At 68.7% G+C, this 12,804-nt stretch carries 14 protein-coding genes and 1 tRNA gene; 9 read left to right on the top strand and 6 right to left on the bottom strand.

All coding sequences use genetic code 11. From position 1 onward, the window contains the following. Positions 1-12 precede the first annotated feature (12 nt). Together ACESMO_RS02620 and ACESMO_RS02615 are read right to left on the bottom strand one after the other, a co-directional pair. Positions 13-483, bottom strand: coding sequence for an iron-sulfur cluster assembly scaffold protein (locus ACESMO_RS02620; protein WP_372706629.1), 471 nt, complete (start codon positions 481-483; stop codon positions 13-15). Between the two features lie 17 nt (positions 484-500). Beyond that, a complete protein-coding gene (locus ACESMO_RS02615) occupies positions 501-1,301 on the bottom strand; it encodes a tetratricopeptide repeat protein (protein WP_372706628.1) in 801 nt (266 codons plus the stop codon). A gap of 95 nt (positions 1,302-1,396) precedes the next feature. Here ACESMO_RS02615 and ACESMO_RS02610 point away from each other — a divergent pair, with 95 nt between their 5' ends. After that, positions 1,397-2,782: a M17 family metallopeptidase gene (locus tag ACESMO_RS02610; protein ID WP_372706627.1), complete on the top strand. Its 1,386-nt coding sequence runs from the start codon at positions 1,397-1,399 to the stop codon at positions 2,780-2,782. A 66-nt stretch (positions 2,783-2,848) separates the two neighbouring features. Continuing rightward, positions 2,849-3,652: an NlpC/P60 family protein gene (locus ACESMO_RS02605; RefSeq protein WP_372706626.1), complete on the top strand. Its 804-nt coding sequence runs from the start codon at positions 2,849-2,851 to the stop codon at positions 3,650-3,652. Positions 3,653-3,698: 46 nt separating this feature from the next. Here ACESMO_RS02605 and queG read toward each other — a convergent pair whose 3' ends face one another. The 3 genes from queG to ACESMO_RS02590 form a co-directional block, all read right to left on the bottom strand. Continuing rightward, a complete protein-coding gene (gene queG, locus ACESMO_RS02600; protein WP_372706625.1) occupies positions 3,699-4,733 on the bottom strand; it encodes a tRNA epoxyqueuosine(34) reductase QueG in 1,035 nt (344 codons plus the stop codon). A 25-nt stretch (positions 4,734-4,758) separates the two neighbouring features. Next, the gene (locus tag ACESMO_RS02595) at positions 4,759-5,442 is read right to left on the bottom strand and encodes a glutathione S-transferase family protein (RefSeq protein WP_372706624.1); all 684 of its coding nucleotides are present in this window, start codon (positions 5,440-5,442) and stop codon (positions 4,759-4,761) included. 75 nt (positions 5,443-5,517) lie between these two features. Next, a complete protein-coding gene (locus ACESMO_RS02590) occupies positions 5,518-6,504 on the bottom strand; it encodes a cation diffusion facilitator family transporter (protein ID WP_372706623.1) in 987 nt (328 codons plus the stop codon). Positions 6,505-6,639: 135 nt separating this feature from the next. On the opposite strand from ACESMO_RS02590, the gene ACESMO_RS02585 reads away from it, so the two are divergent. Beyond that, positions 6,640-7,818 carry a citrate/2-methylcitrate synthase gene (locus tag ACESMO_RS02585; RefSeq protein WP_372706622.1) on the top strand — a complete coding sequence of 393 codons (1,179 nt, stop codon included), beginning with the start codon at positions 6,640-6,642 and terminating at the stop codon, positions 7,816-7,818. Between the two features lie 25 nt (positions 7,819-7,843). Then, entirely contained in the window at positions 7,844-8,647 is an 804-nt protein-coding gene (locus ACESMO_RS02580) for an undecaprenyl-diphosphate phosphatase (RefSeq protein WP_372706621.1), read from the top strand. A 14-nt stretch (positions 8,648-8,661) separates the two neighbouring features. Here the strand turns inward: ACESMO_RS02580 and ACESMO_RS02575 are convergent, their stop codons facing one another. Beyond that, a complete protein-coding gene (locus tag ACESMO_RS02575; protein WP_372706620.1) occupies positions 8,662-9,633 on the bottom strand; it encodes a complex I NDUFA9 subunit family protein in 972 nt (323 codons plus the stop codon). A 198-nt stretch (positions 9,634-9,831) separates the two neighbouring features. On the opposite strand from ACESMO_RS02575, the gene ACESMO_RS02570 reads away from it, so the two are divergent. From ACESMO_RS02570 to lptB, 5 genes are all read left to right on the top strand, one after another. Then, positions 9,832-9,918, top strand: a tRNA-Leu gene (locus ACESMO_RS02570). Positions 9,919-10,042: 124 nt separating this feature from the next. Next, complete coding sequence (locus tag ACESMO_RS02565) at positions 10,043-10,657, top strand: ribonuclease D (RefSeq protein WP_372706619.1); 615 nt, start codon at positions 10,043-10,045, stop codon at positions 10,655-10,657. Beyond that, the gene (gene lptC / locus ACESMO_RS02560; RefSeq protein WP_372706618.1) at positions 10,657-11,313 is read left to right on the top strand and encodes an LPS export ABC transporter periplasmic protein LptC; all 657 of its coding nucleotides are present in this window, start codon (positions 10,657-10,659) and stop codon (positions 11,311-11,313) included. The genes ACESMO_RS02565 and lptC overlap by 1 nt, the downstream gene beginning before the upstream one ends. Positions 11,314-11,315: 2 nt before the next feature. Beyond that, a complete protein-coding gene (locus tag ACESMO_RS02555; RefSeq protein ID WP_372706617.1) occupies positions 11,316-11,798 on the top strand; it encodes an LptA/OstA family protein in 483 nt (160 codons plus the stop codon). A 19-nt stretch (positions 11,799-11,817) separates the two neighbouring features. Beyond that, positions 11,818-12,612, top strand: a complete 795-nt coding sequence (lptB, locus tag ACESMO_RS02550; RefSeq protein WP_372706616.1) for an LPS export ABC transporter ATP-binding protein — start codon at positions 11,818-11,820, stop codon at positions 12,610-12,612. Positions 12,613-12,804: the final 192 nt, after the last annotated feature.

The following is a 12,804-nucleotide window of genomic DNA, read 5'->3' as shown; positions in this document are numbered from 1 at the left end:
GAGCAACGGGCGCTAGGCCACGCCGGCGAGGCGAGTTCGCCTATCTGCCTGCTCTCGAGCCATTGCCTGCCTCACCGCGTCCAGCGTCGCCTCGATCGCGACCATGGTGGAAGCGTGGCGGGCGGGATAGTCGGCGACCTGTTTCAGCGCGCGCAGGCCTTCGAAACGCCCCGTCGGACCGTAGCCGCCGGCCTTGAGCATGGCGGTCATTTGATCGCGTGCCGTCGCGATCTCTTCCGCCGAAGCCCCGATGACCGCTTCGCCCAGCACGCCCGCCGCAGCCTGGCCGAGGGCGCAGGCCTTCACGTCCTGGGCAAACGCAGAAACCCGGCCATCGTGATCCAGCGTCACGTCCACAACGGCTTTCGATCCGCACAGCCTAGCCACGCGCTCGCCGGTGCCGTCAGGCGCGGACAGGCGACCGGCGTGCGGCAGGTTGGCCGCCAGCTTCAGGATGCGCGCGCTGTAGAGCTCGTCGATCATGGCCTTAAGATAGGGGATCAGCCGCCCTGAAGCGAGGACCAGGTCCGGGCCTGCTCCACCCCGGCCGTTCCGGCGCGGGCGCGCAGCCACTCCAGATTCCGGTCTGCGGCGTCTGGCGGCAGATCGCGGCGCATCATCGCCTCGGCCTCGTCCATCTTGCCGTTCAGGCCCAGCGCCATGGCCAGGTTCAACCGCACCTTCAGCGAGGCGCCCGGCTGGGCCGCGGCGCGACGCAGCAGGGGTTCGGCTCCCGCCGTATCGCCTTTGGTCATGGCCGCGATGGCCATATTGGTCAGGACGTCGGGATTCTCGGGCGAGATGGTCAGCGCCCGCGCCCAGGCGGCTTGCGCATCCTCCGCGCGGCGCACCTGCTCATAGGCCGTACCTAGCAGTGACCACGGGCGCCAGTCTCCGGGCCGGGCGTCCCGCGCCCGCTCCAGGGTCGCGATGCCGTAAAAGGCGTGCCCACGCGCGATGTGACCACGTCCGGCCTCCAGCATGGCCTCGACGTTGGTCGGCTGCACCAGCAGAACCCGCTCGGCCATGTCGGCGGCCTGATCGAAGCGGCCCAGTTCGCGCATCGCCTGGGCCGCCTTGACCCCGGCGACGGGGTCGCCCGGATTGATGTCGGCCTGGTCGGACCAGAAGACCGATCGGCTCAGGGCGTCGGCGCGGTCGTAGGCGGCGCGCGCTTCGGCGGTGGCGGCCACCCTCTGCGACGGGGCGGCGGGTGCGGCCTGTCGCGCCATCAGTGGCGTGGCCGTGAGGGTCGCGGCGATCAGGGCGACGGTTGCGATGCGGGCTGCGTTGCGCGACATGAAAGACGCTCCGGAAGGGTTGGGGACAGAGACTCGGCCTTTCGCGTCAATCCTAGGTTAAGATCGGCCCGCGTCGGCCGGAAAGGCCGCTCGCCATGTCCGCCCTCCATCCCGACCTGCTGACGTCCGACGCGACCGATGCCTTGCCCGTCCACGTCGTGCTCAAGGGCCAGTCCCTGCCGGATGCCGTCGCGGCCTGGGCGCAGGCGAACGATTTTACGGGCAAGACGGGCCAGTTGCTCGTCCTTCCGGGCACCGAGGGCGCGGTGGCGGGCGCCCTTTTCGGAGGCGGCGATGTCTTCGATCCCATGACTGTCCGGGCGCTGGCCGCGCGCCTGCCCGAAGGGCTCTGGCGTCTGGACGACGGTCAAGATGAAACCAGCGCCAAGGCCGCCCTGGCCTTTGCCCTGGGGGCGTATCGCTTCGACCGCTACAAGGCGCGTTCGGGCGGCTCGCCTCGCATGGCGACCGGCTCCGGCGTGGATGTTGCCGCCATTCTGCGCATCGTCTCGGCCTGCGCCCTCGCCCGCGAGATGATCGACACGCCCGCCGCCGACATGGGGCCGCTCCAGATCGAGACCATCGCCCGCGAGATCGCCCATGAATCCGGGGCCACCGTCTCCGTCATCGTGGGCGACGACCTGCTGGAGCAGAACTATCCCGCCGTCCATGCCGTGGGCCGCGCCGCCGCCCCGCATCGCGCGCCGCGCGTCATCGAGATCGGCTGGAGGCTCGACCGGGCCGACTTTCCGCTCGTCGTTCTCGTCGGCAAGGGCGTGGTCTTCGATTCCGGCGGGCTGAACATCAAGGCTCCCGCCGGCATGCGTAACATGAAGAAGGACATGGGCGGATCGGCGCACGTCCTCGCCCTGGGGCGACTGGCCATGCAGGCGAAACTGCCCGTCCGTCTGGTGGTGCTGGTCGCGGCGGTTGAGAATGCCATCTCCGGCGACGCCTTCCGGCCTGGCGACGTGCTGAATACCCGCAAGGGCCTGACCGTCGAGGTCGGTAATACAGATGCCGAGGGCCGGCTGATCCTGGCCGACGTCCTGACCCGAGCGAGCGAGCATTCGCCGGACCTGACGCTGGACTTCGCCACCCTGACCGGTGCCGCGCGCGTCGCCCTCGGACCCGATCTGCCGCCGCTCTACACGGACGATGACGCGCTGGCCTCGGACCTGCTGGCGGCCGGGCAGGCGGTCGGCGACCCTCTGTGGCGGATGCCGCTGTGGCCCGGCTATCGCGCCGCCATAGAGGCCGAGATCGCCGATCTGCGCAACGACTCCGCCGCTTGGGCGCAGGGCGGATCGATCACTGCGGCCCTGTTCCTGCAACGCTTCGCGCCGACGACCGGCGCCTGGGCGCACATGGACATTTTCGCGTGGAACCCGCGCGCCCAACCGGGACGACCCGAGGGCGGCGAGGCCCAGGCCCTTCGCGCCTGTTTCGAAATGCTTTCCCGGCGTTTTTCCACACACTGATTGCTTTTGTTAACGGGACTTTCGCCTTCGGGCGTCACCGTGCGGGCTCAAGACAAGGGCCTTCGCTTGACCGCAGCCGTCGCCATCTTTGATCCGCGCATGACGCTCGCCCGGCCCGATCTGGCCGAGCAGGCGCTCGAGGGATTGGTGCATGCCGAGGCCTACCGCGCCGTTCGCCCCATGCACTGCGCCGTCCCCTTTGTGGCTTTGCGCGCCGAGGCCGACGCCGCCTCGGAACAGATCGACGAACTGATCTACGGCGAGGCCTTCGACATGCTGGACGCGCGCGGCGAACTAGTCTGGGGCCGGGCCCGTCGCGACGGCGTGGTCGGCTGGATCCCGGCGTCCGCCCTGTCGACGGGCGCGCCGGCGCCGACGCACAGGATTGCCTCCCCCTCGGCCGCCCTGCCGCTCAACGCCTTGATCGTGGAGCGAGCCGTGGGCGTGAAGGAAGATGACCTGACGCCGGTCGGTCGGTTCGAAAGCGACCCTCTCGCCGTCGCCGAACGCCTTCTGGGTGTGCCGCACAGCCCCGGCGCGCGGTCGTCCGTCGCTACGGACGGCTCGGGCCTGATCCAGCAAGCGCTCTACGCCTGCGGTCTGCCCGGCCCGCGCCATTCCGACCAGCAGGCCGAGCTGGGCGTGGCGGTCGAGCGTTCGCAGGCGCTTCGGGGCGATCTGGTGGTCTGGCCGGCGCCCGCCGGGAACCACGCCTGGACCGGCCATTCGGCTTTCATGCTGGACCAGGGACACGTGCTCCATGCCACGGGCCACCACGGGGCCGTCGTGGTCGAGGCCTTCGGCGAGGCCGACGCCCGCTATCGCGCCGGCGGCTTCTCGGCTCCTGTCTTCCGCCGCCTTCAGGCCTGACGCCGCATCCATCCGCTCATTGCCGCGAAAGCGGACATAATGGGGATCACGCCGCTGTCAGGCGCGCTGCGGCCCAACGCGCCGCGTCGGCGACGACGGGCGAAGGGTCGTCGACCAAGGCCTGGGCGGATGCCAGCAGACCTTCGTCGCCGCTGTTGCCGATCGCGTAGAGCACGTTCCGTACGAACCGGTCCCGCCCGATCCGCTTGACCGGGCTCTTGCTGAACAGGACCCGGAAGGCCGCATCATCGAGCGCGGCGAGATCGGACAGCCGTGGCGATACCAGCGCGTCCCGGGCCTTCACCCGCCCCTCGCGCGCCTCCGCCGCGAACTTGTTCCACGGGCAGACGGCCAGACAGTCGTCGCAGCCGTAGATGCGGCTGCCGGTCGCCGTCCGGAATTCCTCCGGCCATGCACCGGCAAACTCGATGGTCAGATAGGACAGGCATCGCCGCGCATCCAGCTGGAACGGGGCGGGGAAGGCGTTGGTGGGGCACGCGTCCATACACGCCGTGCAGGTCCCGCAATGCTCGCCTTCAGGCGCGTCCGGCTCCATCTCGGCGGCGCTGAGGATGACCCCCAAGAACAGCCAGTTGCCATGCGTTCGAGACAGCAGATTGGTGTGCTTGCCCTGCCAGCCGAGGCCCGCCCGCTGGGCCAACGGTTTTTCCATCAGGGGTGCGGTGTCGACGAACACCTTCACCGCTTCGCCGGTTCTGGCCGCGATCTGGCCCGCCAGCGTCTTCAGCCGCCCCTTGATGACCTCGTGATAATCGTCGCCGCGCGCATAGACCGAAATGTAACCGGCCGAGGCGTCGGCCATCTCGGGCAGGGGATCATGCTCCGGCCCGTAGTTCATGCCCAGGACGACGGCGCTACGGGCGTCGGCCCACATAGCGGTCGGGTGGCTGCGGCGCTTCAGCGTCGTCTCCATCCATCCCATCTCGCCGTGCCGACCCGCCTCGACGAAATGGGCCAGTCGCTCGCCCGCGCTCCACGGCTCGGCCGCCGAGGCGAAGCGGCAGACGTCGAAGCCCAGCGCGGTTGCGGCGGTCCGGATGGATTGGCGGTGGTCAGCCACGGTCTGTCACGCGGGCGGAGGCCCCTCAGAAATCGAGGTCGGCATAATGGCCCGAAGCGGCCACCCCCGGAAAGCGGTCCGTCAGCAGCGGACGGAAACAGGGCCGCGACTTCAGCTTCATGTACCAGGTGCGCAGGCCCGGATAGGCCGTCCAGGTGATCTCGCCGAAATAGTCCAGCACCGACAGATGCCCCGCCGCGACCATGTCGGCCTGGCTGAGGCGACGTCCAGCCAGCGCGTCGCGGGTCGTCAGCAGGCATTCCAGCATGGTCAGATGCGCCTTGAGCGCCTCGCGGCCCGAACGCAGAGCCCGCGCTTCCGGCGGTCCGAGGCGCAGCAGCGGCTTTTCCATCCGCTCGTGCAACAGGACGGCGTTGACCTCGTCATTGAAGCGGCGGTCGAACCAGCTGACCAGACGGCGCGTCTCGGCGCGTTCGGCGGGATCGACGGGCATCAGGAACGCCTCCGCCGACCGGTCTTCCAGCCATCCCAGTATCGCGGCCGGTTCGCAAAGCGTCAGGGAACGCCCGGCTTCGGCTGTCTGCAGGACGGGCGGCATGCCGGACGGGTTCAGGTCGCCGACGGGGCAGTCGGCTTCCCACGGACGGACCACCGTCTCGGTGAACTCGACCCTGGCCTCGCCGAGCGCGAGGCGGGCGGTCCGGGACCCCGGATCGAATGGGAAATGAAAGAGGACGCTGGCCGCCATGCGTGGTTCATGCCTGAAGGGCGTTAAGCCCGCGTTAGCCATGGAGCGTTTCGCGGCCCGCCTCTGCGTCGCCGTTCAGGACCACGGGCCTTTCGCCGGATCCGGCTGAAGAGTGGCGTCTGGCGTTGTTTCGTCTTCCGCAGCGACGGGATCGCTAACCGACTCGACGGGGCTCTCCATTCGGCCCCGGGGATCCGGGTGGATCAGGATGTCGGCGCGCGGGAAGGCCGCCAGCAGACGATTCTCCGCCTCGACGACGACGGCGTGGGCCTGTTGCAGCGTCTGTTCAGGGTCCAGATCGACGTGCATCTGGATCATCATGGCGGATCCTGCCATGCGGCTACGCAACTGGTGCACGCCGGAAATGCGCGGGTCCGACAGGACGGAGGTGGTGATGGTGACCCGGTCGGCGTCGGACACCGCCCGGTCCAGCAGGTGGTCGGCCGCGCCCTTCAGCAGGGCCAGCCCTCCCCAGAACAGCCACACCGCGACGATCAGGCCGGCGGCCGCGTCCAGTCCCGGCGCGGCGAGGAAGGCACCCGAGATCACCCCGACCAGCACGACGGCGCTGGATGCCAGGTCTGCGGCGTAGTGCGCGCGGTCGGCCTGGACGGCGACGGAACCGCTGCGCTTGATCGCCCGACCCTGCATCCACACCAGCCAGCCGGTCAGGGCGAAGGAGACGAGCACCACGAAGACGCTCCAGTACCCGTTCGTCACCGGACGTGGATCGAAGATGCGCTGGATGGCCTCCCAACCGATGAAGACGCTGGAGGCGAAGATCAGCCCTGCCTGCACCAGCGCCGCCAGCGCCTCAGCCTTGCCGTGGCCGTATCTGTGTTCGTGATCGGCGGGCTGCGCGGCCCAGCGGACGGCGAAGAAGGTGGCCAGGGAGGCGATCAGGTCCAGCGCAGAATCCGCCAGAGACGCCAGCATCGCCACCGACCCCGAGGCACCGAAGGCGAACGCCTTCAGGGCTATCAGCGCGACGGCGACGCCGACCGACAGGCGTGTCACGTTGCGGATGGCCAGATGGGCGTTGTCGAAGGAGCTCGCAGTCATCGGGCCCTTGTCGCGGAAAGGTGCCGCGCTGCCAAGGCTGCGCGCCCTGGAAGTCGTTGGCGTCATCGTCACGAAAGCGCCCCATGATTCGCTCCTCATGAGCCCGGAGGTTCGTGAAGCCTTTTGGAGGCCGGCATGCAGGCGGCGGACACGGCGACAGGGACGGGCGGCTGGGTCGGGCGCGGCGAAGCGCTGTCCCGGCTCGGGGTCAAGGCCCAGACCCTCTATGCCTACGTCAGCCGGGGGCGGATCGCGGCCAGGCCCGATCCCGAAGACCCGCGCCGCAGCCTTTACGCCGCCCGCGACATCGCGCGCCTGACCGGCGGCCAGATCGCCGAAGACGTCGCCTTGCTGCCCTCCGTCGGCGCGCCGGCGCGAGGCGAGGCGGAGGTTCAATCGGGCCTGACCCTGATCGCCGGTGGCCGCCTGTTCTATCGCGGCATGGACGCGATCCAGCTGGCCGAGACGGCGACGCTGGAAGATGTGGCGCGCCGCCTGTGGGACGCCCGCGACGCCAACCCTTTCGCCGAAGTGCGCCCCCGGGTCGGCGCCGTTCCGGGGGGATCGGCCCGGGCCCGTCTGTTCGCCGCCTTGGCGCGTCGGGCCGAGGAAGACGCCGACCGAAAGCCGCGCCCCATCGCGGACCTGCGACTGGAATGCGCCCGGGTGCTGGACGAGGCGGTGGACGCCTTCGTCGGCTCAGGTCCGCGCCTGTTCCTGCACCAGCGGCTGGCGCGCGCCTGGAAGGTGCCGGAACGCGACGTTCACCTGATCCGTCGCGCGCTCGTTCTGGCGGCGGACCACGAGATGAACCCCGCTGTCCTGACCACGCGGGCCGCGGCCGGCGGCGGCGCGTCTCCGGCGGCGGCGGCCCTGGCCGGGCTGGCGACCCTGGCGGGATCGGAAGCGATCGCGGAACTGTCGCGCGCCTCGGCCTGGATTCTGGCCGTGCGCCGTCAGGCGGTCGATGCCGCCCGGCGCGCCCATGAGATGGGTGCCCTCGGCGGGTTCGGCGATCCGATCTATCCCTCCGGCGATCCTCGCGCGGCCGCCCTGCTCGCCGTTGCCGACCTGCCCCTCGATCTGGCCCGCGCGATGGACGAGGGCCGGGAGGCGACCGGCCTGGCCCCGAACTTCGGCCTGGCCCTGGGGACCGTGGCGCGGCGGCTGGAGCTACCGCGCGAGGCGGCGACGGACCTGTTGCTGACGGGGCGGCTGGCAGGACTTCTGGGCCATGCGCTGGATCAGATCGCGAACGGCTCGCCTATCCGGGCACGCCTGCGCTATGTGGGGCCGGAACCGGGCGCGCACTGACGCCTCCATCTCATAGGGAGCGTCCATGCCGGACTGGCTTGCTGCGATCATCCTCGGCCTGGTCGAGGGCCTGACGGAGTTCATCCCCGTCTCGTCCACCGGCCACCTTCTTCTGGCCAAGCAGGCACTGGGCCTGGGCGACGAACCTTGGGACACCTTCATCGTCATGATCCAGCTGGGCGCGATCCTCGCGGTCGTGGCTCTCTACTTCCAGCGGCTATGGGGCGTGCTGATCAGGCTGCCGGGCAAGGACCCCGCCGCGCGGCGCTTTGCCATTTCGGTGCTGCTGGCCTTCATCCCCTCCGCGATCCTCGGCCTGCTGTTCCACGACTTCATCAAGGAGGTGTTGTTCAACACCACCATCGTCTGCGTCACCTTGATCATCGGCGGCTTCGCGCTGATCGCGCTGGAGCGCTGGGCCCCCAAGGCGCGCGAGTTCGACGCCATGAGCTTCTCCTGGAGGACCGCCCTGGGCGTCGGCCTGTTCCAGTGCCTGTCGATTATTCCCGGCGTGTCGCGCAGCGGCGCCACCATCGTCGGCGGCCTGCTGCTCGGCGTCGACAAGAAGGCGGCCGCCGAGTTCTCGTTCTTCCTGGCCATCCCGACCATGGTCGGGGCCTTTAGCCTCGACTTCTGGACGAGCCGGGACATGCTCAATGGTGACGTCCTCGGCCTGATCGCGATCGGCTTCGTCGTCTCGTTCATCAGCGGCCTGTTCGTCGTGCGGATGCTGGTTGATTTCGTCGGACGCCACGGCTTCGCGCCCTTCGCCTGGTGGCGGATCGCGATCGGCTCCATCGGCCTCGCCGCGATCTGGCTACTGGCCTGAATCAGCCTGGACGCTCAGGTCGACGGACGCTCCGAGAACTGCCCACCCCGGCGGTAGCGCCACAGGTAAGACGGGGCGATGGCCTCGATGCCGGTCGGATGGATGCCCAGCTCTGTCAGGCCCTCGGCGCCGTCGGCCACGACGTTGTCGGTCTCCAGCGAGATCACCTGGTCGCGCGTCAGGACCGGCGGAATGCCGACCAGCGCCGTCAGCTGCGCCATCGAACCGATGGCCTTGGCGGCGAAGAAGGGCAGGGGGATTAGGGCGTTACCTCGGCGGGTCTCGCGCAGGATCAGCTTCAGGACGTCCTTGAAGGTCATGACGGCCGGACCGCCCAGTTCGAAGGTGCGTCCCGCCGCCTCGGGCAGGACCACGGCGCGGGCGATCGCCTCGGCCACATCGCCGACATAGACCGGCTGGAACTTGGTCTTGCCACCACCGATCAGTGGCAGCGCCGGCGCGAACTGGGCCATCTGGGCGAAGCGATTCAGGAAGCTGTCGCCTGATCCGAACACGATGGACGGCCGCAAAATCACGGCGTTCGGCTTGACCCGTCGTACGGCCATCTCGGCCTCGGCTTTAGAGCGGGCGTAGTCCGACGCCCCTTCTGGATTGGCGCCGATGGCCGAGACCTGGACCAGACGATCGACGCCGGCTGCGGCGCAGGCCTCGGCGATATGGCGCGAGGCGTCGACGTGCTGGGCCTGGAAGGTCCGCGAACCAGCTTCATAGAGAATGCCGATCAGATTGACCGCAGCGTCCGCGCCTTTCAGGGCCGCAGCGACCTCATCCGGCCGCGTGGCGTCGCAGCGGACGGCCACGATCTGGCCGACGTCGCCCTGTGGCTTCAGGTCATAGGCGCGGTCGGGACGGCGCACGGCCACCCGCACCCGCCATCCCCGCTTGGCCAAAGCGCGCACCACCTGGCCCCCGACGAAGCCGGATCCGCCGAAAACAGTGACAAGGCCGGGCGCGGTTTCGCTCATGATGGACTCCCAGATGGTCGCGACCGGCGCCGGCCGGTCCCGGCGCGGGGATTAGACGATGGTCATGGCGGCTGCAACGCGAAGTGCGCTTTCGCCGCGGCTTCAAGGACCGCGAAATGCCTGTTGACCCGCTGGGGGGGCTGCCTTAAGGGTCCGCGCCTTCCGGACGGAAATGCTTTCAAACGCGAAGACGTCTGGGCCCAGGTGGCGGAATTGGTAGACGCGCTGGCTTCAGGTGCCAGTGATAGAAATGTCGTGGAGGTTCGAGTCCTCTCCTGGGCACCATCTTTTCAACGGCGTCGCATCGAAAGCTGCGGCGCCGTTTGTTTTTGGGCCCTATCGCCTCGCGCGCGGCGCTCGGCTACTTGAGGGCGACGTTTTCTTCCGCCGCCAAGGCTTCTAATCCCAAATGACCATCCATTTCCACGAAGGCGACCTGCCCAACGGCCTGGATCTGGGTCCGGAAGTCGCGATCGATTCCGAGACCATGGGCCTGCGCTTCCGCCGCGACCCGCTGTGCGTGGTCCAGCTGTCGTCCGGCGACGGCGACGCTCACGTCGTGCGCATGGCCCGGCCCGGCTATGACTGCCCGAACCTGAAGCGTCTGCTGGCCGATCCGGCGGCGTTGAAGCTGTTCCACTTCGGTCGCTTCGACATCGGCATGTTCCAGCTGCACCTGGGGGTCGAGACCCGGCCGGTCTATTGCACCAAGATCGCCTCCAAACTGGCCCGCACCTACACCGACCGCCACGGTCTCAAGGATGTGGTGCGCGAACTGGCCGGTGTGGACCTGTCCAAGGCCCAGCAGAGCTCGGACTGGGGCGCGGCCGAACTGACGCCCGCCCAGCTGGAATATGCGGCGTCGGACGTCCTCTATCTGCATGCCGTCAAGCGCCGGCTGGACGAGATGCTGGAGCGCGAGGGGCGGACCGAGCTGGCCCGCAAGCTGTTCGACTTCCTGCCGACGCGTTCGGCGCTCGACCTGGCTGGCTGGGACGAGATCGACATCTTCGCCCACGCCTGATGACCGAACCCGGCGACAATCGCGATCGGGCGGACGAGGCCCGCGTCGCCGCCACCGCGAAACAGTTCCGAGAGCGGTCGCGGCGGGTCCGTTTGCTACGGCGCGTCCTGCCGGTGGTGATCATCGTGCTGGCCGGTGGCACCGTTAGCTGGATCGTGTTGCGCAGCGTCATGTCGGACGTCGAGCGCAGGGCCGGAGTGAGCCAGCAGATATCGTTGGAGAATTCTCGCTTCGTCGGGCAGGACGCCGAGGGCCGCAGTTTCGTGATCGGGTTTAAACGCGCCGTCAGAAACTCTGAAACAGGTCGATACCGCCTGATCGGCCCGGCGCTCCGCCTCAATCTGGGCGGTGCCAAGGTCACCGAGTTGACCGCCGACGCCGGTGAGTACAACGAGATCGCCAGGACCGTGACGATCGGCCCGAACGTGCGGATTTCGGACGGTGGCTCCGGCTTCATCCTCGTCACCCCCGAGGCGGTGGTCGACACATCGACCGGCATCGTGACCGGTTCCAGGGGCGTTCAGGGAACAGGCCCCCTTGGAACCATCTCCGCTTCGTCCTATGCGATTTATGAACAGGGCCAACGGGTGGTGTTCAGCGGCTCGGGCGATAACAAGGTGCGCGGGACGATTAACCCGGCGAGGTCGGACGGATGACTATGAGCAGAACCCTGACGATGGCCGGCCTCGCGCTGGCCCTGCTCGCGCTGCCGACGATGGGCGACGCCCAGACGGCCCCCGTCGCGGCGGGGAGCGGCGCGGTTTCCTATGGGGCTGACAGCGGTGAGTACACCCCGGCGGGTTTCGCCCTGCGTGGCCGGGCCGAGGTCGTCCAGGGCCAGAACCGCCTGCGCGCCGACACCATCAACGGCATGGTGGCCGACGGCGACCTGCGCCGGGTCGAGGCGTCGGGGAACGTCTATTTCGTCACCCCCGACCAGACCATCCGCGGCGACCGCGCTGTCTACACCCTGGCCAGCGATGAGGTGGTGATGAGCGGCGACGTGATCCTGACCCAGGGCCAGAACATTCTGACCGGCGGTCGGCTGGTCTACAACACCCGTACCGAGACGGCACAGATGGAGGGGGCGTCCAACGGACGCATCCGAGGCGTCTTCTATCCCGAAAACGGCGGGAACTGAGCTCCGGCTCGGCTGACGCGTGGCACGCAAGGAACTTTCAGCGCTCAACGTCCATGACGCCGCCGCCCCCGAGGCACCGGCGGTGGCGGCGCGCGCGACAGGGCTGCGGGCCGAAAACCTCGCCCGCTCGTTCGGGTCGCGGCAGGTGGTCAAGGACGTGTCCCTGACGGTCCAGCGCGGTCAGGTGGCGGGCCTTCTGGGTCCCAACGGCGCGGGCAAGACCACCTGTTTCTACATGATCACCGGCCTGATCCCGCCCGACAGCGGCTCCATCTGGCTGGACGGCGAGGACATCACCGCCCAGCCCATGTATCAGCGCGCCCGGATGGGGCTGGGCTATCTGGCGCAGGAAGCCTCCATCTTCCGCGGCATGACGGTCGAGCAGAACGTCAAGGCGGTGGTCGAACTGCATCACGAGGGCCAGGCCGCCATCGCCGAGGAGACCCGTCGCCTGCTGGAAGAATTGCGCATCGACCACCTGCGTCAGGCTCCGGCCGCAGGGCTGTCGGGCGGCGAGCGGCGGCGCTGCGAGATCGCGCGCGCGCTGGCGGGCAAACCCAGCTTCATGCTGCTGGACGAACCCTTCGCCGGCATCGACCCCCTCGCCATCGCCGACATCCGTCAGGTCATCGGCTATCTGGCGCGACAGGGTATCGGCGTGTTGATCACCGACCACAACGTCCGCGAGACGCTGGAAATCATCGACCACGCCTCGATCATCTCGGCCGGTTCGGTGCTGTTCGAGGGCAAGGCCGAGGACGTCATCCGCGACCCTGAAGTGCGCCGTGTCTATCTGGGCGACATGTACGGCTGATCGCGCGACGCGGAGCGCAATGATTTACGCCTTGCCCACGCCAGAGCTTGGCCCCTAGGCTCAGGACCCATTAAAGGGATTCACACGGTCGTGGCGATCTGATTCACTGGTGGCAGGAGGAGCCTGTCATGAGTGATCTGTTTTGGCTGACGAACAAGCAGATGCGTCGGATCAAGCCATATTTCCCGCTGT

It is taken from the genome of Brevundimonas sp. (assembly GCF_041688735.1).
Taxonomy (GTDB): Bacteria; Pseudomonadota; Alphaproteobacteria; order Caulobacterales; family Caulobacteraceae; genus Brevundimonas.
This window is presented reverse-complemented; position numbering and strand designations above follow the sequence as displayed.